Here is a 24,738-nt window from a genome sequence, read left to right as displayed (position 1 = left end):
GCCCCGTTTCCGCGTCGGCCCCGGCACCCGGGTCCGGCGCCGGATCCCGCACCACCCTCCTCGTCCTGGACGCCGAGCCGCTCCCCCGCCTCGGCAGACTCACCGGCCGGGTGCGGATCGAGCACGCCGACGAGTCGACGCTGGCCGAGCGGCTGCCGCGCGCGGACGTACTGCTGGTCTGGGACTTCACCTCGCACTCGGTGCGCCGCGCCTGGCCGGGCGAGGGTCCCCGGCCGCGCTGGGTGCACACGGCGAGCGCGGGCGTCGACCACCTCATGTGCCCCGAACTCGCCACGTCCGACACGGTGGTGACCAACGCGCGTGGGATCTTCGACCGGCCGATCGCCGAGTACGTCGCCGCGCTGGTCCTCGCGATGGCCAAGGACCTGCCGAGGACGTGGGACCTTCAGCGGCAGCGGGAGTGGCGGCACCGGGAGTCGCAGCGGGTGGCGGGCACGCGCGCCTGTGTGGTCGGTTCCGGGCCGATCGGGCGGACGATCGTCAAGACGCTCAAGGCGCTCGAGGTGACGACGGCCCTGGTGGGGCGTACCGCGCGCACCGGGATCCACGGCCCCGAGGAACTCGACCGGCTGATGGCGCGCGCCGACTGGGTGGTGTCGGCGGCGCCGCTCACCGAGGCCACGTACGGCATGTTCGGAGCGCGGCGCTTCGGGATGATGCAGCCCTCGGCGCGCTTCATCAACGTCGGCCGGGGGCAGTTGGTCGTCGAGGACGCGCTCGCCGAGGCGCTGTCGAAGCGGTGGATCGCGGGCGCGGCCCTCGATGTCTTCCAGGACGAACCGCTCGGCCCGGACAGCCCGCTGTGGGGTGTCCCCGGGCTGATCGTGTCGCCGCACATGAGCGGGGACACGGTCGGCTGGCGGGACGAACTCGGGACGCAGTTCGTGGAGATGTACGAGCGCTGGGAGGCGGGCAGACCACTGCCGAACGTGGTCGACAAGAAGCGCGGATACGTACCGGGACACTGAGACTTCCTCTGGAGGGGCCGATGCCGGAACTCGTCGAGCTGACCGCGGTACAACTCCTCGACGGCTACCGCACGGGCGAGTTCAGCCCCGTGGACGCCACGCGGGCGGCGTTGCGCAGGGCCGTGGAGATCCAGCGGTCCGTGAACGCGTTCGTAGCTCTCGACGCGGACGCGGCCCTCGTGCGGGCGGCACAGTCCGCGGACCGCTGGCGACGGGGTGAGCCCGCCGGGCTGCTGGACGGGGTGCCGGTCTGCGTCAAGGACATCCTGCTGCTGCGCGGCGGACCGACCCTGCGCGGCTCCAAGACCATTGATCCACAGGGGAGTTGGGACGAGGACGCGCCGTCCGTCGCCCGGCTGCGCGAGCACGGGGCGGTGTTCCTCGGGAGGACGACGACACCCGAGTTCGGCTGGAAGGGCGTCACGGATTCACCGCTGTCGGGGGTCACCCGCAATCCCTACGAGGTCACGCGCACGGCGGGCGGCTCGAGCGGCGGCAGCGCGGCGGCCGTCGCGCTCGGGGCGGGGCCGCTGGCGCTGGGCACGGACGGGGGCGGCAGTGTGCGCATCCCGGCCGCGTTCTGCGGGATCTTCGGTCTGAAGCCGACGTACGGGAGGGTGCCGCTGTACCCCGCGAGCGCGTTCGGGACGCTCTCCCACGTGGGCCCGATGACACGGGACGCGGCCGACGCGGCGCTGATGATGGACGTGATCAGTGGGCCGGACGCCCGTGACTGGTCGGCGCTCGGGCCGGTGGACGGGTCGTTCGTCGAGGCGCTCGCGGGTGGGGTGCGCGGGCTGCGGGTCGCGTACTCGCCGTCCCTCGGCGGGCAGGTCGCGGTCCAGCCGGCCGTCGCGGCGGCGGTGCGCCGGGCGGTGGAGCGGCTCGCGGGGCTCGGCGCGTACGTCACCGAGGCCGACCCTGATCTCACCGACCCGGTGGAGGCCTTCCACGTCCTGTGGTTCGCCGGTGCGGCCCGGGTGACCCAGCGGCTCGGGCCACGGCAGCGGGAGTCGCTGGACCCGGGGCTGCGGGAGATCTGCGCGCAGGGCGCCCGGTTCAGCGCGCTGGACTACCTGGCCGCGGTGGACGTCCGGATGGAGCTCGGGCGGCGGATGGGCCACTTCCACGAGGCGTACGACGTGCTGGTGACGCCGACCCTGCCGCTGACGGCGTTCGCGGCGGGGGTGGAGGTGCCGCCGGGCTCCGGCCACCGCCGCTGGACGGGGTGGACCCCGTTCACATACCCCTTCAACATGACCCAGCAGCCCGCCGCGAGCGTCCCGGTCGGCACGGACGGCGACGGCCTCCCGGTCGGCCTGCAGATCGTCGCCGCCCGCCACCGCGACGACCTGGTCCTGCGCACGGCACACGCCCTCTACGAGACGGGTACCGCGGGGGTGGCTCCGCCGGCGGGGTTCCGGGGACGCCCCTGAACCCCACGCCCTGCCCGCTACGCCCTACGGAAGCTGAGCGTCTCGCCCTGGGCTCCCGAACGCCAGAGGTCGTTGCAGGCCTCGGCCATCGCGTCCAGGCCCTCGGTCACCTGGCCCCAGACGATGCCCGGGACCCAGCCCACGTCCCCGTTGAGCAGCAGGTTGTTGCGTTCGTAGAAGAGGGCGAGGTCGACGACCGTGGTGCCGGGGCGTACGTCGGCGTCGTAGCCGTAGGCCTTGGTGCCCAGCTCCGTGCCCGCGAAGGCGAAATAACAGAGGTCTCCGGGAATGGGGGTAACTGTCGGATTTTCCAGGGGTGGCTCCGATTTCGCGAAAGGCGGGAAAAGGGCGTAGATCTCATTGCGCGCGTACTTCGCGTGGTAGACGTCGCCGCCCAGGGGAAGCGCGTCCCACACCGCCGCGCAGGTGATCGGCGCCCGGTCGTCGAGCAGTTTCGCGGTGCAGTGGACTCCTCGCTTGACCAGCGAGACTTCGATGAATCGATCAGCCATGCATTCCATGGTCTCCGCGGAGTCAAGGGCGCCTCGACGTCACTCGACGTCGTACGGGGCCGAAATCGATCCGAATACTTCGCATGCTCTCGGGTAGCCGCGCGGCCATGGCTCCACCACTCAGGAATGACGGGAATGACCGGACCGACGCGGAGAAACGAAGTCCGAGTCGGCGGTCGCTGCTCGCGGGTGTCTCCGCGCTCGGTGCCGTCGGCACGCTGGGCGCCGCGGGCTGCACCCGGGTCGCCACCGCGTCCGACAACGGCGGTGATCTCCTCGACCGGCTCAAGGCGCAGGGCGTCGTACGGCTGGGCATAGCCGGTGAGATCCCGTTCGGCTACATCGACAAGAACGGTGAACTGACCGGCGAGGCACCCGAACTCGCCAAGGTGATCTTCAAGCGGCTGGGCGTCGACCGGGTGCAACCCGTGCCGACCGAGTTCGGCTCGCTCATTCCCGGGCTCAACTCACAGCAGTTCGACGTCGTGTCCGCGGGGATGTACATCAACCCGGAACGCTGTCAGCAGGTCGTCTTCGCCGACCCTGACTACCAGATGCTGGACGCCTTCATCGTGCGCAAGGGCAATCCGAAGGGCCTGCACGACTACAAGGACGTCGTGGCGAAGAAGGCCAAGTTCGCGACCGGCACCGGGTACGCCGAGATCCAGTACGCCGTCGAGGCCGGGTACAAGGAGAGCGACATCCTGATCGTGCCGGATCAGGTCGCCGGGCTGAACGCGGTCGAGGCGGGCCGTGTCGACGTCTTCGCCGGAACCGCGCTGACCACGCGCGAGGTGGCCAGGAAGTCCCGCAAGGCGGAGAGCACGAAGCCGTTCACGCCCCTGGTGAAGGGCAAGCCGCACGTCGACGGCGGCGGCTTCGCGTTCCGTTCCGCCGAGACGCGGCTGCGCGACGCCTTCAACGTGGAACTGAAGAAGCTGAAGGCCAGCGGGGAGTTGTTCCGCATTCTGCGGCCCTTCGGGTTCACCCGGGCCGAGATGACCGACATGACCGCGAAGGAGCTCTGCCGCGGATGACCTCGGGACTCTGGGAACTCGTACTCAAAGGTGTCTGGGTCACCGTCCAGTTGCTGTTCCTCAGCTCACTGGTGGCCGGGGCCGTCTCGTTCGCCGTCGGTGTCGCGCGCACCTCGCGACGGTGGATCGTCCGCTTCCTCGCGGGCCTCTACACCGAGGTGTTCCGCGGCACCTCCGCCCTGATCATGATCTTCTGGGTGTATTTCGTGCTGCCGCTCGCCTTCGGCTGGCAGCTCGTCCCGATGTGGGCGGGCACGCTGGCGTTGGGACTGACCTACGGGGCGTACGGCAGTGAGATCGTGCGCGGCGCCCTGAACGCGGTCGACCCCGCCCAGCGCGAGGGCGGCATCGCGCTCAGCTTCACGCCCTGGCAGCGGATGCGGCTGATCCTGCTGCCGCAGGCGCTGCCCGAGATGATCCCCTCCTTCTGCAACCTGCTGGTCGAGCTGCTCAAGGGCACGGCCCTGGTGTCGATCATGGGCATGGGCGATCTGACGTTCAGCGGCAACCTCGTGCGGCTCGCGCTCCAGGAGAGCGCGGAGATCTACGCGTACGTCCTGCTGATCTACTTCGCGATCGCCTTCGTGATCACCCGGCTGATGCGGGCACTGGAGAAACGGCTGAAGGCCGGGGTCGGCAAGGACCCCGGGACGGAGGCGACGGCGCGTGAACTCAAGCGCGCACGAACAACCGGCGTGGGAGCCGCGAGCGGAGGTGCCGCATGAACTGGGACTGGGGCGCGGTGCGCGACTTCATGCCGCACTTCTGGGACGGACTGCTGGTCACCCTGCGGGCGCTGGCCCTCGGCTCGGTGATCTCCTTCGCCCTGGGTCTGGTGTGGGCGCTGCTGATGCGCGCGCCGACCCGCTGGGTGCGCTGGCCGGTCGGGGTCGTCACGGAGTTCATCCGCAACACCCCGCTGCTGGTGCAGCTGTTCTTCCTCTTCTACGTGCTGCCCGAGTGGAACATCACGTTCTCCGCGCTGACCACCGGTGTCGTCGCGATCGGGCTGCACTACTCGACGTACACGATGCAGGTCTACCGGGCCGGTATCGAGGGCGTGCCGGCCGGCCAGTGGGAAGCGGCCACGGCGCTCAACCTGCCGCTGCGGCACACCTGGACCGCGGTGATCCTGCCGCAGGCGATCCGCCGGGTGGTGCCCGCGCTCGGCAACTACGTCATCTCGATGCTCAAGGACACCCCGATGCTGATGGCGATCACCGTGCTGGAGATGCTCGGTGAGGCGCGGCTGTACTCGCAGGAGCACTTCCAGTTCACCGAGCCGCTCACGGTCATCGGCGTGGCCTTCATCCTCATTTCCTATCCCGCTTCCCTCCTTCTGCGAGCCCTGGAGCGACGTCTTGTCCGCTGACACCCCCCTGATGAACGACCCCGACGCACACACCAATCCGCCGGTGGACGGCGGCGAGCTGATCCGCTTCGACAAGGTCACCAAGCGCTTCGGGGACAACACCGTTCTCGACGGCCTCGACTTCCGCGTCGACTCCGGCAAGCACGTCACGCTGATCGGCCCGTCCGGCTCCGGCAAGACGACGATCCTGCGGCTGCTGATGACCCTGGCCAAGCCCGATGAGGGCACGATCACGGTCGCCGGTGAGCGGCTCCACCCGGCCCCCGAGAAGCAGATCCGGGAGGTCCGCAAGAAGATCGGGATGGTCTTCCAGCAGTTCAACCTCTTCCCGAACATGAAGGTGCTCCGCAACATCACCGAGGCACCGGTCACCGTCCTCGGGCTGTCCAGGGACGAGGCCGAGGCGCGGGCCCGGGAGCTGCTGGAGATGGTGGGCCTCGCGGACAAGTGCGACGCCTACCCGAGTCAGTTGTCCGGCGGACAGCAGCAGCGGGTGGCGATCGCACGGGCGCTGGCGATGCGCCCGCAGGTGCTGCTGCTGGACGAGGTGACCTCCGCGCTCGACCCCGAGCTGGTCACGGGCGTCCTCGACGTCCTCCGTGACATCGCCCACACCACCGACATCACGATGCTCTGTGTGACCCACGAGATGAATTTCGCCCGCGACATCTCGGACCAGGTGCTGATGTTCGATTCCGGCCATGTCATCGAGTCCGGTTCGCCCGACCGGATCTTCACCGATCCGGAGCACGAAAGGACCCGGGAATTCCTCAGCGCGATCCTATGACTACAAAAAGTGAACGCGACAAGGTGCGAGGTCCGGACCGCGTGGCATGCCCGCTGAGCCATGACCTCGGCATATGCCAGAGTGTCGCACTCCTGTTGAGCGAACCGGAGCGCGCCGACTTTCTCGCCAACAGCCCCTCCCCACCGAGCGTTTGACAGTTATCGTGGAGGAGTTCAGCTGTCCGGATCGATGGCCCAAAAAGCGCAGGGGGAAACCGTGGCGCTGATGAACGAGCCGACCGCGCCGTACCACTCGGCCCAGGACGCCCTGCGCGTCCTGGAGACGGTGGCCCGGCACTCCAGCGGCGTCACCGACGTCGAGCTGGGCCGCCAGACGGGCCTCGGCACGGAGCGCCTGACCGCGCTGCTGCGGATGCTGCGCCGGGAGGGGTACGTCGAGCAGGTCATCGACGGCGCGTACGTCGCCGGCGCCGCCCTCGGCCGGCTGGGCTCCGCCCACGGTCGCGACCAGGCGCTGCGCGAGAAACTCCAGCAGACCATCGACCGGCTGCGCGACTCGGTCGGCGCCGCGATCTACATCAGCCGCTACATCGACGGCGAGGTGCACGTCACCCAGTGCGCCGAGGGCCCCGCGACCCCCGCGGTCAACGAATGGGTGGACTTCCGTTCCTCGGCCCACGCCAGCGCGGTCGGCAAGAGCCTTCTCGGCCAGCTCGACCTGAACGCCCGGCGCGACCACCTCTCCCGCCACAAGATGGCCCGCCTCACCTCGCGGACCATCACCAACGAGCGGCTGCTGCTGTCCCGGCTCGACGCCCAGCCGTCCACGGTGCCGGTGCTCGACCTCCAGGAGTACGCGATCGGCACGGTCTGCGCGGCCGTCCCCATCACCGCGGGCTCCTCGGTCGGCTGCCTCGCCCTCTCCCTCCCGGTCGAACACGCCCACCGCCTGCGCCGCGCCGCCGACACCCTCAACCGCGGCGCCACCCCCGTCCTGCTCTCCCTGGCCATCTAGGACCTGCTCTTTTGGATCAGGCCCTGGATGGTCGGAAGCACCCGTCCGGACCAGGTAGTATTTCTTTTGTCGCCGACCGCGGGAGCGGGAGGCGAGAGTCATGCGCCGCTAGCTCAGTTGGTTAGAGCAGCTGACTCTTAATCAGCGGGTCCGGGGTTCGAGTCCCTGGCGGCGCACATGAGAAGGCCCTTCACGGTTGTGGGGGGCCTTCAAGCATGTCCCAGCGCCTCGGCGAGGGCGCGGGCCGTCGGGGTCGTGTAAAGCAGCCGCATGGAAAGCGCGGGCAGCCCGCGTTCCCGCAGCGCGGTGCCGACACGGATCGCGTACAGCGAGTTCCCGCCGAGCTCGAAGAAGTTGTCGTCCGGGCCGACGGGAACACCGAGGATCTCCTCCCAGACTCCGGCGAGGGCCGTCACCAGGTCTCCGGTGGGCGCGGACACCGGTACGGGCCTCACGGGCGCCGTCGCCGTCAGACGGTCGCGGTCCAGCTTGCCGTTCGGGGTGAGCGGCAGCGCGGGGACGGCGGTGACGGTCGTCGGCAGCATGTGGTCGGGCAGCAGCCGGGCGGCCCGGCGGCGTACGCCGCCGGTGTCCCCGTCGGCCACGACATACGCGTCGATCCGCACCCCCGCCGCGTCCTCGAAGGCGTCCCCGCTCAGCACCACCGCCGCCGCCGTGACCACCGGGTCCTCCAGCAGCACCGCCCGGATCTCGTCCGGTTCGATCCGGTACCCGCGCACCTTCACCTGGCTGTCGATCCGCCCCAGGTGCTCCAGTGCACCGTCGGCGCGCAGCCGCCCCAGGTCACCGCTGCGGTACCACCGGCCGGGGCCGTACGGATCGTTCACGAACCGCTCGGCCGTCAGCTCGGGCCGCCCCAGGTATCCGAGGGCGAGCCCGGCCCCGCCCACCCAGATCTCCCCCGCCGCGCCCGTCGGCAGCGGGCGGCCCCGCTCGTCGCGCACCGACACCGACCAGCCGGGCAGCGGACGGCCCACCGACCGGGAGGCGGCCAGGGCCTCGCGCCGGGTGACGGTCGCCGCGGTGACGTGGACGGTGGTCTCCGTGATCCCGTACATGTTGACCAGGCGGCAGCGGTCCTCCGGGTGGCGGTCGAACCAGCCGAGCAGCGGCCGGGTGTCCAGCGCCTCCCCGCCCAGCACGACCAGCCGCACGGACAGCCGTTCCTTCGCACTCCGGTCCACCGCCCGCAACTGCCCGAAGGCCGACGGGGTCTGGCTGAGGACGGTCACCGACTCCCGTACGAGCAGCGCGTGGAAGTCCTCCGGCGAGCGCGCCACCCAGTGGTCCACGACCACCAGCCGGGCGCCGGTCAGCAGGGCGCCCCAGATCTCCCACACCGAGAAGTCGAAGGCGCCGGAGTGGAAGAACGTCCAGGTGTCGGCGGCGGTGAGGGCGAAGTCCTCGCGGGTGGCGGCGAGGAGGGCGAGGACATTGGCGTGAGGGACGACGACCCCCTTGGGGCGGCCGGTCGAACCGGAGGTGTGGATGACGTAGGCGGGATCCTGCGGGGTGCGGTTGCGCGGCCGGTCGGTCCGGGCGGCGCCCAGGTAGGGCGCGGTGTCCCGGACGACCAGCCGTACGCCCGCGTCGCGCGCCGTGCGGTCGAGGCGCTCCTCGGGGTGCGCCGGATCCAGCGGTACGTACGCCGCGCCCGCCTTCAGCACCGCGAGCATCGTCGCCACCAGGTCGGCGCCCCGCTCCAGCCGGATACCGACCCGGTCACCGGGGCGGACCCCGGCGGCGCGCAGTCCGGCGGCCAGCCGCTCGGCGCGCTCACGCAGTGCCCCGTAGGTCGTCGTGGTGCCGTCGTGGGTGAGGGCGGGGGCGTCGGGGTGACGGCCGGCGCGGGCGTCGAAGGCGGTGTCGATACGGGAGGGAACGGCGGACCGGAGTATGCCGGCGGGCGGCGGGAGCAGGCGCTCCGCCTCTTCGCGGGGGATCAGTTCGATCTCCGCGAGGGGGCGGTGGCCCAGCTGAGCGTGCACGTGGGTGAGGTGGCGGACGAAGGCCCGGGCGGAGGCTTCGTCGATGTGCCGGAGCTGGTGGTGCACCTCGACGGTGGTCCCGCGCGGGACGAGGGTGAGGGGGAAGGGGGCCGACTGGAACGGAAGTCGGTGACTGAAGGTGGGGTCCACCGGGCCCACCTCGTCGAGGACCGTGGCGTACGCGGGTAGTCCCTCCCCCGGGTCGCGGTGCTCGTAGCGGGCGAGGACCAGGGCCGCGGCAGGGGCCCCGGCCGGTACCGGGACGGTGACCACGCCCGACCGGTCACCGGCCCCCACCTCGCCCGTCGCCCAGTCGATACGGGGCCTGTGCGGGCCTTTCGGGGGCTCGTCGCAGCCGAGGGGAGCGGTCACTTCGGTGGCCGGGCGGTGGCCGAGCAGGACGTGGGCGATGTCCCGGAGCACGCCCGGGGTCAGCAGCGCGTGGTGCGCCACCAGCACCAGATGGGCGCCCCCGTCCTCGTACCGCAACAAGACCGCGCGGAACGCGGGGCCCCCCTCGGTGACGGGCCGGTGCAGTTCGGCCCGCAGCCGGTGTTCGGCGAACCGCGCGGGCACCTGGTCGTGCCACAACACCGGCCAGCGGTCCGGGAGTTCGGGCCACCAGCCGCGTACGGCCGCGTCGAGCAGGGGCCCGGGATCGACGGCGGCGGGAAGGCGCGCGGCGAGGGCGTGACACGTCACGTTCGGTCTCCAACCGTGGGGCTAACGGGCCGAGAAGCCGCCGTCGACCGTGAGGACGGTGCCGGTCACCTGGCGGGACTCGTCGGAGGCGAGCCAGAGGGCGGCGGTGGCGACGTCGTCCGGTTCGACGAGGGCGTTCATGGGCTGGGCCTGGACGAAGGTCTGCTCGTGCTCGGTGACCGGCACGTCCAGGGCGCGGGCGATCTCGGCGAGCATCCGGCCCTCCACACGGGGGTCGTCGCGGACCGAGCCGGGGCAGATGGCGTTGACGCGGACCCGGCGGGGCGCGTAGTCGAGGGCGACCGCCTTGGTCAGGCCGATCAGGCCGTGCTTGGCGGCGACGTACCCGGCGAAGTGGCGGTAGCCGACCAGCCCGGCCGTGGAGGCGATGTTGATGATCGAGCCGGCGCCCCGCGCGGTCATCAGGGCGCCCGCCGCGCGGATCGTGCGCCAGGCCCCGGAGAGGTCCACGTCCAGCATCAGCTGCCACTCGTGCTCCTCGATCTCGTGGGCGGCCCGGCCGGAGGGCGCGGCGATCCCGGCGTTGTTGACGAGGACGTCGAGCCCTCCGAAGCGGGCCGTCGTCTCCTTCACCGCCGTCTCCACCGCGGCCAGGTCCCGTACGTCGACCCGGGCCGTACGGACGGCGGCGCCCGTCTCCCGGCAGAGCTCCGCCGTGTGCGCCAACTGGCTCTCGGAGCCCAGCGGATAGGGCACACCAGGGAGGTCCGCCGCGATGTCCACGAGCATCAGGTCGGCGCCCTCCCGGGCGAACGCGACGGCGGTCGCCCGGCCGATGCCGCGGGCCGCGCCGGTGACGAGGGCGACCTTGCCCGAGAGCCTCGTACCGCCCGGGCTCACCGGCTCACCCGGCTCACCGGGCGCGTCCGGCGCGCAGTTCGGCCCCGATCAGGCGCAGGAGGGCGCCCGGGTTCTCCGTCAGGTACATGTGGCCGCCGTCCAGCTCCGCCGTGGTGAGCTTCCCGGTGGTGGCGCGGGACCACTCGGCGGCCTCGGCAGCGCTCACCAGCTCGTCGTCGCGGCCGCGCAGGGCGAGGACCGGGGCGGCGAGCGGGCGGTCGGCGGGCCGGTACGTCTCGTGCATCCGTACGTCGGCCCGCAGCAGCGGGAGCAGCAGCTCGCGCATCTCCGGGTGTTCCAGGGCCGGGTGCGCGTACCCCGCGAAGGTGCGCACGCGGGCCAGGAACTGCGCGTCGGGCAGACCGCTCGCACGGTCCGCGCGGCCGGTCCACGGGCCCGGCGCGCCGCTGACGACAAGGGCGTCGAGGCGGACGCCGGGCTCGGCCGCCAGCCGGTGCGCCAGCTCGAAGCCGAGCACCGCTCCGAGGCTGTGCCCGAACACCACCACCCGCGCGCCCTCCGGGAGCTGCCGGGTCACCTGGGCGTGCGCCTCGGCGGCGGCCCGCCCCGCGTCCGTGTGGGGCTCCTCCACGAACCGCTCCTCGCGGCCGGGAAGTTGCACCGGCAGGACGCGCAGGCCCGCCGGCGCCCGGTCCTGCCACGGCTTGAAGAAGGACGCGCCCGCCCCGGCGAAGGGCAGGCACACGAGGTGGGTCTCTTCCACTGCTGACATCGCTCCCGGGTCTCGGTTCCGGATACAACAGGGGCCGGGGCTCAGCCCGTGGTGACGAACTCGGTGAGGACCCGGGCCAGCAGACCGGGATCCTGCGCCCCGCACAGCTCCCGCGCGGAGTGCATCGACAGCCCCGGTACGCCCACGTCGACGGTGGCGACTCCCAGCCGGGCCGCGGTGATCGGGCCGATCGAGGTGCCGCACGGCATGGCGTTGTGGGAGACGAACGGCTGCCAGGGCACCTCGGCGCGCTCGCAGGCCGCGGCGAAGGCGGCGACTCCGGTGCCGTCGGTGGCGTACCGCTGGTTGACGTTGACCTTGACGACGGGGCCGCCGTTGGGGAGGGGGTGGTGGTCCGGGTCGTGGCGTTCGGCGTAGTTGGGGTGCACGGCGTGCGACATGTCGGCGGAGACGCAGAAGGCGCCGGCGAGGGCCCGGTTGAAGTCCTCGGCGCTGCCGCCGCGCGCGGCGACGGACCGGCCGAGCACCCGCTCCAGCAGGGGGCCCTGGGCGCCCGACTGGGAGCCGCTGCCGACCTCTTCGTGGTCGAAGGCGGCGAGCACGGGCACATGGGCGGGCGGCCGGGCGGCGGCGGCGGCGGCGACCAGCGCGGTGACGCCCGCGTGCACGGAGATCTGGTTGTCCAGGCGGGGCGAGACGAGGAACTCCTCGTCGGCGCCGAGGTAGCCGGGCGGCTGGATGTCGTGCAGCATCAGATCCCAGCCGAGGACCTCGGTGACGTCGGTGTCCGCCTCGGCGGCGACCCGGGCGAGCAGGGCGCCGGGCCGGGCGGGGCCGAGGCCCCACAGCGGGGTCATGTGCTGCTGCGGGTCGAGCACGACGCCTTCGTTGACGGAGCGGTCGAGGTGGATGGCGAGCTGGGGCACGCGCAGCAGCGGCCGGTCGACGCAGACGAGGCGGCTGGCTCCGTCGCGCAGCGTCAGCCGGCCCGAGATGCCGAGGTCGCGGTCGAGCCAGGTGTTGTGGGGGACGCCGCCGTAGATCTCCACGGCGATCTGCCGCCAGCCCGCGGAGCCGGTGTCGGGCTCGGGCTTGATCCGCAGGTTCGGGGAGTCGGTGTGGGCGCCGACGATCCGGAACGGTGTGCGGGCCGGGGCGCCCGCGGGGACGTACCAGGCGAGCAGTGCTCCGCCGCGGACGACGTACCGGCCGCCCTCGGCACCGGCCGTCCAGTCGTCGGTCTCGCGCAGCTCCTGGAAGCCCGCCTTCTCCAGGCGCTGGGCCGCGTTCGCGACCACGTGGTAGGGCGAGGGGCTGGAGCGGACGAAGGAGAGCAGGTCGTCGCTGTGACTGCGGTCATGTGTGGGGGACATGGGCGCTCACGCCTTTCGGAGGGGCTGGAGAGGGTTGAGGAGTGAAGCGACGGGCGCGTCCGGCCGAGTGCACAGTTCGGCGAGGACGGCCTGCCAGTCGTCGAGCAGCTCCTGAGCCGTGGCGGGGTCCCACAGATCGGCGGAGTACTCCAGGAAGGTGCGGTAGCCGCCTGCCGGATCGCGGCGCGGGGCGAGACCGAAGGAGAGGTCACCGCGGGACACGGGCGGGGCGAGGTCGTCGACCTCGACGTCGAGTCCGGGGATCTCGATGTCCGTGTCCAGGGAGTTCTGGAAGGCGATGGTCAGCGGGAAGCGCTCGGGCACCGCGCGGGCGCCGCTCTCGCGCAGGGCGCGCACGATCCGCGCGGTCGGCAGGACGTGGGCCGTCGCCTCCAGGGCGCCGGCGCCGGTGCGCTCCACGAGGGCGCCGCGCGTCTCGTCCGGGTCGGGCGTCACCCGCACGACCACGCCGGTCGACGTCAGCGCGACCATCGACTCGAACGCGCTGCGCTCACGGTGGGCGTACGGCGTGCCCATCGCGATGTCCCGTACCCCGGACCGGCGGGCGACCAGTACGCCGAGGGACGTGGCCGCGACCCCGAAGGGCGTGGTGTGCCGGGCGGCCGCCAACTCCTCGACGGCTCTGCGCAGTTCCCCGGACATGGTGCCGCGCAGGGTGTCGCCGTGTCCGCTCGGCACGGCGGGCCGGGGCCGGTCGCCGGGGATCTCGACCGCGGCCGGGATCCCCTCCAGATACCGGGTCCAGTACGCCGTCCTGCGGGCCTCCTCGGCGGGGTCGGCGTGCTCGCGCTGCCAGCGGGCGTAGTCCGTGCACTGCGCCGCCGGTTCGGGCAGACCGTGCGGGCGGCCCGCGGCGGCGGCCGTGTAGAGCGCGGCGAGCTCGGCCAGGAGGAGGGAGAGGGACCAGCCGTCGACGCAGATGTGGTGCACGACGAACATCAGCGTCCACCGGTCGGGCGCGACGCGCAGCAGCCGCAGGACGGGCAGTACGGGCAGTGCGGGGCCGGTCACCGTGATGGGTGTCGCGGCGGCTTCCCGGCACAACTCCTCCGCGCGCGCGAGCCGTTCGGACTCCGCGGCGATGCCGGTGAGGTCCTCGACGGGAAGCGCCGGGGGCGGCACGTCGAGAACCTCCTGCCGCCAGCCGGTCCCGTCGTCCGTTCCGTGCGACGGGACCGGCTGCCCGTCTCCGGGTACGAAGCGGCACCGCAGTCCGTGGTGGCGGTCGAGCAGCCCGGCCACCGCCGTGCGCAGGGCGGCCACGTCCAGGGGGCCGGTGAAACGGATCCGGGTGGGGATGTTCCACACCTCGGGGCGGGGCATGCTCAGGACGCCCGCGATCATGCGGGCCTGCTGGTCGCTGACGGGCGCCGTGTCCACCACGGTCACGCCCCGGGGTGGCGCGAGCCGGGCGGTCATCGCCCCCAGCGTGGCGTCGGCGAAGAAGTCCGCCAAGGGGTATTCCACGCCGAAGCTGTCCCGGACCCGGTTCACCAGCCTGATCGCGCCGATCGAATTCCCCCCGAGCTCGAAGAAGTTGGCGTCCGGGGTGAGAGCGCCGGCGGAGCCGAGGGTGTGCTGCCAGAGGGTACGCAGACGGTGGGCGCCGTCGGGGGTGCCCGGGGTGAGGGAACCCGGTGTCAGGTCGCCGACCGTCTCCGCGGCGCCCGCCGTCATGGTGGTCAGAACGTCCTCCAGACGGTCCAGGCACCCCCGCGCCGTCGCCTCGTCGAACAGGTCGGCGTCGTAGCGCAGGCGCAGGCCGAGGTCCCCGTCGGGGAGCCGGGTGGCCATCAGGGCGAGTTCGAGGGGCGCGGACTCGGTGCCGCCGTCGAGGGGGTCGGCGCGCAGGCCCGGCAGGGCGAGGGTGGTCAGGGGCGCGGTGTCGAGGTCGGCGGAGACGGTGACGAGGGGGCGCGGGTTGCCCGGGTCGGGGTGGCGGGACGCCGACAGGGCGTCCAGGTCGACGTGTTGGTGGGCGTCGGCGGCGAAGAGCGTGTCCCGGGTGGCGCGTACGGCGTCGGTGAGTGTCGTGCCGTCGGTCAGGGCTGCGCGCAACGGCAGCAGGGACATGTGGAAGCCGACGGTGTCCCGCGTCTCGGGGGTGCGGCGGCCGAAGGTGGACCCGATGACGAAGTCGTCCTGTCCCGCGTACTGGCGCAGCACGATCCGCCAGGCGGTGAGCAGCGTCGCGAACAGGGTGACCCCCTGCCGTCCGCTCCACTCCCGCAGCCGCCCCGCCCGCTCCGGCCCGAGCCGCAGCCCCACGGCCCCGCCGCGTCCGGCGACGGTGCGGGTGCGCGGCCGGTCCGTGGGCAGCGCGGGCGCGCCCGGCCCGTCCCCGAGGTGGGCGCGCCACCAGTCCAGGTCGTCCGCTCCCCCGGTCACCTCGGCCGTGTCGAGCGTGCTGCCGGCGGGCCGCTCGAACCGGGGCGGGCGCCCCTCCACCGCCGCCCGGTAGAACTCCGCGAGGTCGGCGGCGACCAGCCCGGCGGAGTGGCCGTCGGTGACGAGGTGGTGCATGCCGAGGATCAGCGCGTGGTCGTCGTCGGCGAGCCGCAGCAGCCGGGGTGTGAACAGCGGCCCCGACGCGAGGTCGTAGGCGCGGGAGCTCTCCTCCCGCAGGACGGCCCGGATCACCTCGTCGGCGTCCCGGCTCCGGAGGTCGTCGACGGTCAGTGCCGGACGTGCCGGGTCCCGGTCCTCCCGTACGACCTGGAAGACCCCGTCTCCCCCGGCGACGAACACGGTCCGCAGACCGTCGTGGCGGCGGACGAGGCCGTCCACGGCGGTCCGCAGCGCCTCGACGTCCAGCGGGCCCCGCAGCCGTACGCCCTGGATCTCGTTGTACGCGGCCGGGTTGGCGATCAGCGTGGCGGCGAGCCAGAGGCGGCGCTGGGCGGGGGTCGCGGGAGCCCGCCGTTCGCGTACCTCCGTCGGGGGCTCGTGGTAGCGGCGGCGCAGGACGTCCAGCTGCTCCAGGGCCGCCCTCATCGTGTCCGGCGGAAGCCCGAAGTCGACCAGGGCGGCGATCTCGTCGACGCCCGCGGCGCGCAGCGCGTCGACGGTGGCCGCGCAGCTGTCCGGGGAGCCGATCAGGGCCCGTTGGTCGCAGTAGCGGTCGTAGGCGCGGTCGAAGAGATAGGCGAGGTCGGCCTCGCTCGCGTCGGCCACGTCCTCGGGGCGGCCGCCGAGGGCGCTCGCGGCGGAACGCATCTGGAGGGAAGAGCGCAGATAGCGGCTCATCGGCTCGCGCGCGGCGGCCCGGGCGGCGCAGTGGTCCTCGGCGAGGTGGGTGTGGAGCAGGACGGTGACGCGGCCCGCGTCGGGGTCGAGGCCGCTCTCGGCGCGCAGTCGGCGGTAGTGGCTGATGTTCGCCGCGAGCTGCTCGACCGTCTGGTTCATGAGGTTGGTGACGATCCCGAGGTCGCGGCGGGCCGCCTCCTCGTACGAGGCACGCCGCCCGGACGTCGCCAGGTACATCGGCGGCAGCTCCTGCACGGGCCGCGGGTGCAGGCGTACGTCGATGGGGTGCCCTTCGCCGGTACGGCGCGCGACGCTCTCGCCGCGCCACAACCGCCGTACGTCCTCCAGGTGTCGGAAGGCGATCTCGGTGCGGTCGGTGAAGCGGTCGGGGTGGAGGGCGAAGTCGCTCGCGTGCCAGCCGCTCGCGCAGCCGATGCCGACCCGGCCGCCGGAGAGGTTGTCGGCCACCGCCCACTCCTCGGCGATCCGCACGGGGTCGTGCAGCGGGAGGACCACCGAGCCCGCGTGCAGGCGGATGCGGCGGGTCTCCCGGGCGAGCGCGGCGGCCAGGACGGACGGGTTGGGGAAGAGGCCGCCGAAGGAGTGGAAGTGGCGTTCGGGGAGCCAGAGCGTGCTGAAGTCGTGGGTGTCGGCGAAGCGTGCGGTCTCTATCAGCCGTTCGTAGGCCTGCGCGCTGTCCTCGCCGTCGGGGTGGTCGCCGAAGAAGTAGACGCCGAAGTCGGGGGCGGGCCGCTCGGCGGCGTTGCCGTGGCGGTGACTTCGGCTGTGGCGGGCCGTCGTCGGGAAGTAGCCGCCCGCGCGCAGCTCGCGCAGCGAGTCCTTCACCGCGTCCGTGATCCGTTCGACGTCGGTGTCGGTGTGCGCGGTGGAGAGGTAGAAGGAACGCCACTCCCAGACGTAGATCCCGCGCAGGAGCAGGTGGTGGTAGAGCAGCTCCATGTCGGCGCGGTGGGTGAAGCGGAACATGGATCCGAAGTGGGCTGTCTCCAGGGGGAATTCCTCGGCGCGGAAGAAGTCGTCGAGGTGGGCGGTGAGCGCGTCGGTGCGGGCGTTCAGGGCCTGCTGGAGCCCCGGGCCCCGCTCCTTGAGATGGGTGAGGACCGCGCGGGCGGCGGCCATCGACAGGGGGTGCTGGATGTACGTACCGCCGAAGAAGGCCGTGTCGCGCGTCGGGCGGCTGTCGTCCCCGTACCGCCAGAAGCCGCCGTCGATGCCGTCCATGAGGTCGGCGCGGCCCGCGATCGCGCCGATGGGGTGACCGCTGCCGAGGGCCTTGCCGTAGGTGGCGAGGTCGGGGACGACGCCGTAGTGGTGCTGGGCGCCGCGGGGATGGGGGCGCAGGCCGGTGAGCATCTCGTCGAAGAGGAGGACGATTGCGCGCCGGGCGGTCAGCTCCCGCAGCGTGCGCAGGAAGGCGACGGGGCGCAGGGCGGGGTTGCGGCACTGGACCGGTTCGACGAGGACCGCGGCGATCGTGTCGCCGAGTTCGTCGATGACGTCCAGGCTCTCCTGGCTGCCGTATTCGAGGACGAGGAGTTCGGACACCGCGCTCGCGGGGATGCCGCGCGAGACGGGGACGGCGTGGCGGCCGTCGGGGCCCGGGCGGCCGAGGACCGAGTCGATGTGGCCGTGGTAGGAGCCGCGGAACATGACCACGCGGTCGCGTCCGGTGGCCGCGCGGGCGAGCCGCAGGGCGGCGGAGTTGGCCTCGGTGCCGGAGTTCGCGAACGCCACCCGCTGCATGCCGGTGAGCTCCGCGAGCAGTTCGGCGGCCACGCCCGTGTCCTCGGAGCGCGGTCCGAGGCGCAGTCCGTCGGCGAGGTGCCGGCGGACGGCCTCCGTCACCGGCGCGGGCTCGTGGCCGAGCAGCAGCGCGCCGAAGCCCATGGTGATGTCGGTGTAGTCGTTGCCGTCGACGTCCGTCAGCCGGGCGCCGTGCGCCGAGCGGGCCGCGATCGGGTACTGCATCTCCTTCGTCGCCCGCCGGAAGCCGACCACGGCCCGGCTGTCCGCCAGCACCGTCCGGTGCCGCTGCGCCAGCTCCTTCGACGCCCGGGTCCGCTCGGTGAAGCGGCGGACCAGGTCGTCGGCGTGGGCCCGCTGGGCCTCGCTCGCACCGGTGCCGAACATGCCGGAGTCAGGGGGGAGGGTGACGTGGGGGCCGTGGTGGACGGGTTGCCCGGCGGGCGGCTCGGCGGGCGGCTCGGCGGGCGGCTCGGCGGGCGGCTCGGTGTGGTGACGGGCCGCCGCCAGGAGTTCGTCGAGCCGTCCGGAGACGGCGACGGTTCGGGCGACAGCCTCGGCGCTCGCCCGCGACTCGGGGCTGATCTGGGCCGTGGTCATCCCCCGACCGCCTTGCGGCCCTCGGAGAGCAGGGCCACGGCTTCGGAGAGCTGACCGAGCATTCTGGTCTGGGCCTCGGCGAGCTGGCGTATCTGGCGGGCGAGTTCCTCGACCTCGGCACGGGTGGCGTGGACGGGCTCCTCGTCGGGGGTGACGTGCACGGGCTCGTCGTCGGGGGTGACATACGCGGGCTCGTCGCCCGGGGTGACGCGGACCGGCTCGTCGTCCGGGGTGACGCCCGCGGAGGCCGCTCCCCGCCCCGTCCGCTGCGCGATCAACCGGGCCGCGAGCCGTGGGGTTCCCGCCTCCTCCAGGATCTCCCGCATTCCGATCTCCACCTCGAACTCGGCCTCCAACTGCCGCACCATACCGATGAGTTGGAGCGAGTCCGCGCCGAGCCCGACGAACGTCCGCTCCGCCGTGATCTCCTCCGGCGCGTATCCGAGATGACGGGCGCTGAGCGCCAGCACCCTTTCCAGTACGGCCTGTTCGGTCATGCCCTGCTCCGTCCTGCGGTCGTCGGCCAAGGGGGTGGGCGGCGGTCCTGTCCAGTACGACCGGTGCTGGAAGGGATACGGCGGCAGCGGGATCCGGCGGGCGTCGCAGCCGTCGAGCAGGGCCGCCCAGTCGAGCCGGTGGCCCGCGCAGTGCAGCCGGGCGACGGCCGCCCAGAGGGTGCCGAGGCCACGGTCGCCGCGGCGCTGGGTGGGGACGGCGGGGGTATCCGGCCGAGCGCGCCGGACGAGCCCGGTGAGGGGCGCGTCGGGACCGATCTCCAGATGGACCGGCCGCCCCGGTGTCCGCTCCAGCGTGCGCAGTACGGCGGCGAAGTCCACCGGCCGCCGGGTCCCCCGTACGAGGTGGTCGGCGTCCGGCAGCCAGCCCACCGGGCGGCGGACCCCGTCCGGGCCGCTCACGAACTCGGTCCTGGTGGGCCGCAGTCGTACCTTTCCGCAGGCGTCCCGGAAGTCCGCCAGGACCGGGTCGAGCAGGGCGGTGTGGAACGCGCGGTCCACCGGCAGGGGCTCCGCGGGCGTGCCGCGTTCCGCGAGCCGGGCGCGGGCGGCGGCCACCGCCTCGGGCGGTCCGCCCACGACGTACTGCCCGGGCCCGTTGACCGCGGCGAGTTCGAGCCCGTCGACCTCGGTGACCAGTCCCCGTACGACGTCCTCGGCGGCGAACACCGCGAGCATGCCCCCGGCCGGGGTACCGTCGCGCATCAGCCGCCCCCGCTCGCAGACCAGCCGCAGCCCGTCCTCCAGCGTCAGGGCTCCGGCCACACACAGGGCCGCGTACTCCCCGGCGCTGTGCCCGGCCACCGCGACCGGTTCGACGCCTAAGCGCCGCCACAGCCGCGCCTGCGCGACCTGCAGGGCGAAGAGCGCGGGCTGCGCGAAGGCGGTGTCCCAGACCCGCGCTCCCTCCGGGGGACCACCGTCGGCGCCGCCCAGCAACCGGTCGAGGAACCCCTCCTCGCCCGTCTCGTCCCGGTGGATCCCCGCGCACTCCTCCAACGTGCGGGCCACCACCGGGAACCGCTCGGCGAGCGCAGCGCCCATCCCGTCGTATCCGCTGCCCTGGCCGGTGAAGAGGAACACCGGTCCACCGCCCGCCTCCGCCCCGGCGACGCCGAGCGCGTACGCCCCCGCCTCACCCCGCACGAAGGCGTCCAGCGCCGCCGCCGTGCCGCCTGCCTCCGCGGTGACCACCAGTCGGTGTTCCAGGTGCCGTCGTCCGAGCGCGGTGGTCAGGAGCAGGTCGGCGGGGTCGGTCCCGGGGTGTTCGGTGAGGTGGTCGCGGAAGGCCCGTGCGGAGGCGAGGAGCGCCTCGGGGGTGTGGCCGGACAGCGGCAGCAGTGCGGGGGCCCGCCCGCGGTCCGGCGGGCGGGGGGCCGGGGCCGGCGCCTCCTCCAGGATCACGTGGGCGTTCGTCCCGCCCATCCCGATGGAGTGCACCCCGGCCCGGCGCGGGCGGCCCTCCTCGGCGGGCCAGGGCAGCGCGCGGGTGGGCAGGACGAAGGGGCTCCCGGTCACGTCCAGGGCCGGGTTGGGGCGGGTGTGGTTCACCAGCGGCGGTATCTCCCCGTGCCGCAGCACCAGCACCGCCTTGATCAGCCCCGCGAGACCGGCCGCGCTGTCCAGGTGGCCGATCGCCGACTTCGTGGAGCCCAGCGCGCAGAAGCCGGTGCGGTCGGTGTGCAGCCGGAACGCCTCGGTGAGGGCGGCGAACTCGATCGGGTCGCCCTTGAGCGTGCCGGTGCCGTGCGCCTCCAGGTAGCCGATGGAGTCGGCGGGCACCCCGGCCGCGCGCAGGGCGCCGAGCACGGCGTCGCGCTGGCCGGCGGAGCCCGGCGCGGCGAACCCGGCCCGGTCGGCGCCGTCGTTGGTGACGGCGGACCCGGCGATCACGGCGTACACGGTGTCGCCGTCGGCGAGCGCCCTCTCCAGCGGTTTGAGGACGACGGCGGCGACGCCGTTGCCGCCGACGGTGCCGTCCGCGTCGGCGTCGAAGGCGCGCACGGTCCCGGAGCGCGAGATCGTCGAGCCGCGTACATGCCGGTGCCCGGTGACCTGGGGCACGTGCAGGGCGGCCGAGGCGACGACCATGAGGTCCGCGTCGCCGAGGTGCAGGGCCTGGCAGGCGAGATGGACGGACACCAGGGACGACGAGCAGGCCGTGGCCACGTTCAGGGCCGGGCCCGTCAGTCCGAGCCGGTGAGCCGTCCGAGGGGCCGCGAAATCGGGGTAGTTGCCGACCTGCGCCTGCTTCTGCCGCTGCCAGTCCCCCGAATCCGCCTCCTCCCGCAGGTTGTTGGCGAGGTAGCTGTGCAGCGAGTACAGCCGGTAGCCGGTGCTCCCGCACACCCCGATCCGCACCCCGGCGCGCGGCTGCGCGTACCCCGCGTCCTCCAGGGCGTGGTGGGCGCACTCCAGGAAGAGCCGCTGCTGCGGATCGGTGACCGTGGCCTCGCGGGCGCTCATCCCGAAGAAGGCCGCGTCGAAGCCGTCGATGCCGGGCAGCGGGGCGCTCGCGGCCACGAAGTCGGGTGCGCCGTACTCCTCGGGGGCGAACCCGGCCGCCGCCAGCTCGGCGTCGGTGAACCGCCGTACGTGCGTCACGCCCGCCCGGATGTCCCGCCAGTACCCGTCGGGGGTGTCAGCCCCCGGAAACCTCAGCGCCATCCCGACGACTGCCGTACGCACCGCTCGTCCCCTCCTTGCCGGTGCCGTGGACCGCGTACAACCGGAGCAGGTAGATCCCCGCGACGACGATGGCGAGGCCGTGCGACCAGGCCACGACGGTGAACGCGGAGAACGATTCGAGGGCCGCCGACACCCCGATCATGCCGATCCCGAAGCCGAGGTTCTCGACCGTCGCCGTGAGCCCGAAGGCGTGGCCGCGCAGGGTCTCCGGCAGGGTCTGCAGATGCGAGGTGTACGACACCTCGGTGAGGCCGTCCGCGGCGCCCGCGACGAGGGCGATCAGCACGGTCGCCGCCATCGGGAACCCGGCGAAGCCGAGGATGAACGCGCAGGACATGACGATGGTGCCGAGTCCGAAGCCGAGCGCGCCGACGGCCCGTCCGGAGCGTTTGGCCCAGCGTTGGATGACCTGTTGCGCCAGGACGTTGCCCAGCGCCCAGAACAGCCAGAAGCGGCTGACGAACGCGGCCGGGTCGTCCGGGTGGAGCGTGCTGGAGTAGACGGGCAGGGCCGCGTTGTGCGAGGAGGAGCCGAGGGCGTCGACGGTGCGCAGACACATCATGAGGCCGAGCGCGGGCACGGTGGCCAGTGCCGTCATCGCGGCCCACACGCCGCTTTTCTCGCGGGGTTCGTCGGGCGCCCGCGGGGGCTCGGGGGCGCGCTGGATGCCGGGCAGCCACGCGACCGCCGCCGCGCACACCAGGAAGCTCGCCGCGTCCACCAGGAAGGCGGCGGTGAAGCCGAGCCAGGGCACCACCACACCGGACGAGGCGAACCCGGCGACCATCGCCAGCGAACGTCCGCCCACCATCAGTGAGTTGGCCCAGGCGCGCCGGTCCGCGCCGACCAGGTCGGGGATGGAGCTGCGCAGCGCGACCATGAACACGGTGCTGCACGCCCCGACAGCCGCGGACACCGTGAACAGCACGCCGGTCCGCAGTCCCCCGTCCGGCGTCACTACCAGCAGGAACATGACAACGGCTTGGGCGATATTGGCCCACAGCATGACCGGCTTGACCCCGAACCGGGCCTGCACACGCCCCGCGACCGTCCCCGCCAGGAACCCCGCGCCCAGCCGCACCGCCATGAACAGTCCGACGGCGAGCGCGCTGTCGGTGCTGGCGTAGACGAACAGGTTGAGCGCCACCATGTTGAGGAAGGTGCCGTACGAGGAGACGGAGTAGCCGGCGACCAGGACGCGGTAGCGCCCCTCGGCCGTCACCGGTGCCGCGCCACGAGCCGCCCCCGGACCGCCGACCGCCCCCGTCCGCCGCGTGGCGGTGCGGCATCGGCGATGTTCACGACCCGGATCAGGTGACGCATGTTCCCTCATTCCTCGGCGCGGACGGCACAGGTGTCCGGGGGCATCCTCCCCCTGTGGGGCGGAGGGGATTCCTCTGCCCCGGGACTCCCTGAGACGGGACGTCCGCCGGGCCGCCGAAAGTTCCGGCCGGCGGGCACCCCCGCGCGGGAGGCGCGCCCGGAACCTACCCGGTCGGCAGCAACTTCTCGCGTCCGCGCGCCCGGTACTCGGCCAGCAGCCCCTCGACGTCCGGCTCGCGCAGTCTGCGGTACACGGACTCCCCCGGTGGCCGCCACCACACCGGGTCGGCGCAGCGGAAGCCCTCGCGGCGCAGCCCCACCCGGTGGATCTTGTTGGTGGCGGTGACCGGCATCCGCGTCACGATCCGGACGAAGCGGGGTGCCATCTTGGTCCCCAGGTCGGGCTGGGCGAGGAGGAATTCCGCGAAGGCCGACGGGTCGAAGCCGGCCCCCTCGCGCGGCGCGATCGTCGCCATCACCTGGTCCCCGGCCACCGGGTCGGGGACCGCGTACACCGCCACGGCGGCGGTGCCCTCGTGACGGGCGAGGATGTTCTCGATCATCGCGGCGGCGAGGTTCTCGCTGTCGACGCGCAGCCGGTCGTCCGCCCGCCCGGCGAAGTAGAGGAAGCCGTCGGTGTCGCGGTAGAAGAGGTCTCCGGTCCAGTACCACCCGTCGCGGCGGCGGTCGGCGTCCGCCGCGGGGTTGCGCCAGTACCCCTCGAAGGGGTTGGGCCCGCGGTTCACCAACTCCCCTATCGCCTCGTCCCCGTTGAGGAGCCGCCCGTCCTCGGCGAAGACGGCGGGCGGGCACTCGGCCCGGGTCCCCGGGTCGACCACCGCGAGGTCGTCGCGCGGTGCCGCCCGCCCGATCGCGCCCGCCGGGGCGCCGGGCGTCCGCTGGATGGCGGCGCCGCCCTCGGACGAGCCGTACCCCTCCACCAGCCGCACCCCGAAGCGTTCCTCGAAGGCGGCCGCGTCCACGGCCCCGGCCTCCGTCCCGAAGCCCATCCGCAGCGGGTTGTCGCGGTCGTCGCCGCGGGCGGGCGTGGCCAGCAGGTACTGCACCGCGCGGCCCACATAGGTGAAGTACGTCGCCCCGCAGGCCCGGACGTCCGCGAGGAACCCCGACGCCGAGAAGCGCCGCCGCAACGCGATCCCCGCGCCCGCCGCCAGCGCGGGCGCCCAGTCGGCGATCACCGCGTTGCCGTGGAACATCGGCATGCAGATGTAGTGCGTGTCGTCCGGGCGCACCCCGAACTGCTCGACGAGCGAGCGCCCGGCGGCGGCCAGCCGGCCCTGGGTGCAGATCGCGGCCTTGGGGGCGCCGGTCGAGCCGGAGGTGAAGTAGAGGAGGAGACGGGCGTGGGGCGACACGGAGGGCGCCGCGTCCGGCTTCGCGCCCTCGTACGGCGCGAGGAGTTCCCCGTACGCCTCGGTGTCGGTGACCAGGACGCGTACGCCGGGCAGTTCGAGGCCGTCGAGGAGGGGCAGGTGGGTCCGCTCGGTGACCAGGACACGGCACTCGGTGTGCAGGATGTCGCGGGCCAGTTCGGGGCCGCGCCGGGTCGGGTTGATCCCGGCGACGGCGGCACCGGAGAGGGCCGCCGCGCTCAACCAGAGTGGATATTCGGGGGTGTTGTCGAGCAGCACCCCGACGTGCGGTGTGGTGCCGGTCGGCAGCAGGTCGGCGAGGAGCGCCGCCCGCGCCGCCGCGCCCGCCGCCACCCGGTGATGGCTCAGTACCCGCCCCTCGAACCACAGCCCGGGCCGGTGGTCGCCCCACCGTTCCTGTACGAGTTCCGCGACGGTACGCCTCATGGACCCCATGGGGG

Annotated in this window: 16 protein-coding genes and 1 tRNA gene; 8 read left to right on the top strand and 9 right to left on the bottom strand. The window is 73.1% G+C overall.

Features of this window, described 5'->3' with window-relative positions:
• The first annotated feature begins 65 nt into the window (after positions 1–65).
• Positions 66–989, top strand: coding sequence for a D-2-hydroxyacid dehydrogenase (locus tag ACIQTP_RS01060; RefSeq protein WP_403396052.1), 924 nt, complete (start codon positions 66–68; stop codon positions 987–989).
• A 20-nt stretch (positions 990–1,009) separates the two neighbouring features.
• The gene (locus tag ACIQTP_RS01055; RefSeq protein ID WP_403395067.1) at positions 1,010–2,425 is read left to right on the top strand and encodes an amidase; all 1,416 of its coding nucleotides are present in this window, start codon (positions 1,010–1,012) and stop codon (positions 2,423–2,425) included.
• Between the two features lie 17 nt (positions 2,426–2,442).
• Here the strand turns inward: ACIQTP_RS01055 and ACIQTP_RS01050 are convergent, their stop codons facing one another.
• A complete protein-coding gene (locus ACIQTP_RS01050; RefSeq protein ID WP_403395065.1) occupies positions 2,443–2,937 on the bottom strand; it encodes a DUF3830 family protein in 495 nt (164 codons plus the stop codon).
• Positions 2,938–3,044: 107 nt separating this feature from the next.
• Between ACIQTP_RS01050 and ehuB the strand changes: the two genes are divergently transcribed.
• From ehuB to ACIQTP_RS01020, 6 genes are all read left to right on the top strand, one after another.
• Positions 3,045–3,974 (top strand): ectoine/hydroxyectoine ABC transporter substrate-binding protein EhuB, encoded by a 930-nt coding sequence (ehuB, locus tag ACIQTP_RS01045; protein ID WP_403395063.1) that lies wholly within the window; start codon positions 3,045–3,047, stop codon positions 3,972–3,974.
• On the top strand, positions 3,971–4,699 hold the full coding sequence (ehuC, locus tag ACIQTP_RS01040; RefSeq protein WP_403395061.1) for an ectoine/hydroxyectoine ABC transporter permease subunit EhuC: 729 nt from the start codon (positions 3,971–3,973) through the stop codon (positions 4,697–4,699). The genes ehuB and ehuC overlap by 4 nt, the downstream gene beginning before the upstream one ends.
• Positions 4,696–5,346, top strand: coding sequence for an ectoine/hydroxyectoine ABC transporter permease subunit EhuD (ehuD, locus tag ACIQTP_RS01035; protein WP_403395060.1), 651 nt, complete (start codon positions 4,696–4,698; stop codon positions 5,344–5,346). Before ehuC ends, ehuD begins: the two co-directional genes overlap by 4 nt.
• A 10-nt stretch (positions 5,347–5,356) precedes the next feature.
• Positions 5,357–6,133 (top strand): ectoine/hydroxyectoine ABC transporter ATP-binding protein EhuA, encoded by a 777-nt coding sequence (ehuA, locus tag ACIQTP_RS01030; RefSeq protein ID WP_402041721.1) that lies wholly within the window; start codon positions 5,357–5,359, stop codon positions 6,131–6,133.
• Between the two features lie 216 nt (positions 6,134–6,349).
• On the top strand, positions 6,350–7,108 hold the full coding sequence (locus ACIQTP_RS01025) for an IclR family transcriptional regulator (protein WP_403395058.1): 759 nt from the start codon (positions 6,350–6,352) through the stop codon (positions 7,106–7,108).
• Positions 7,109–7,210: 102 nt separating this feature from the next.
• Positions 7,211–7,284 (top strand) — tRNA-Lys (locus tag ACIQTP_RS01020).
• 33 nt (positions 7,285–7,317) lie between these two features.
• Here the strand turns inward: ACIQTP_RS01020 and ACIQTP_RS01015 are convergent.
• The 8 genes from ACIQTP_RS01015 to ACIQTP_RS00980 form a co-directional block, all read right to left on the bottom strand.
• Complete coding sequence (locus ACIQTP_RS01015) at positions 7,318–9,819, bottom strand: amino acid adenylation domain-containing protein (protein WP_403395057.1); 2,502 nt, start codon at positions 9,817–9,819, stop codon at positions 7,318–7,320.
• A gap of 21 nt (positions 9,820–9,840) precedes the next feature.
• Positions 9,841–10,680 (bottom strand): mycofactocin-coupled SDR family oxidoreductase, encoded by an 840-nt coding sequence (locus tag ACIQTP_RS01010; protein WP_403395055.1) that lies wholly within the window; start codon positions 10,678–10,680, stop codon positions 9,841–9,843.
• 13 nt (positions 10,681–10,693) lie between these two features.
• A complete protein-coding gene (locus ACIQTP_RS01005; protein WP_403395053.1) occupies positions 10,694–11,413 on the bottom strand; it encodes a thioesterase II family protein in 720 nt (239 codons plus the stop codon).
• 41 nt (positions 11,414–11,454) lie between these two features.
• Positions 11,455–12,747, bottom strand: coding sequence for a M18 family aminopeptidase (locus ACIQTP_RS01000; RefSeq protein ID WP_403395051.1), 1,293 nt, complete (start codon positions 12,745–12,747; stop codon positions 11,455–11,457).
• Positions 12,748–12,753: 6 nt separating this feature from the next.
• A complete protein-coding gene (locus ACIQTP_RS00995; RefSeq protein WP_403395049.1) occupies positions 12,754–18,378 on the bottom strand; it encodes a MupA/Atu3671 family FMN-dependent luciferase-like monooxygenase in 5,625 nt (1,874 codons plus the stop codon).
• Positions 18,375–21,581, bottom strand: coding sequence for a type I polyketide synthase (locus ACIQTP_RS00990; protein WP_403395047.1), 3,207 nt, complete (start codon positions 21,579–21,581; stop codon positions 18,375–18,377). The genes ACIQTP_RS00995 and ACIQTP_RS00990 overlap by 4 nt, the downstream gene beginning before the upstream one ends.
• The gene (locus ACIQTP_RS00985; RefSeq protein ID WP_403396050.1) at positions 21,535–22,731 is read right to left on the bottom strand and encodes an MFS transporter; all 1,197 of its coding nucleotides are present in this window, start codon (positions 22,729–22,731) and stop codon (positions 21,535–21,537) included. The genes ACIQTP_RS00990 and ACIQTP_RS00985 overlap by 47 nt, the downstream gene beginning before the upstream one ends.
• 337 nt (positions 22,732–23,068) lie before the next feature.
• The gene (locus ACIQTP_RS00980) at positions 23,069–24,733 is read right to left on the bottom strand and encodes a long-chain-fatty-acid--CoA ligase (RefSeq protein ID WP_403395045.1); all 1,665 of its coding nucleotides are present in this window, start codon (positions 24,731–24,733) and stop codon (positions 23,069–23,071) included.
• Positions 24,734–24,738: the final 5 nt, after the last annotated feature.

It is taken from the genome of Streptomyces sp. NPDC090798, assembly GCF_044768965.1.
Classification (GTDB): Bacteria; Actinomycetota; Actinomycetes; order Streptomycetales; family Streptomycetaceae; genus Streptomyces.
This window is presented reverse-complemented; position numbering and strand designations above follow the sequence as displayed.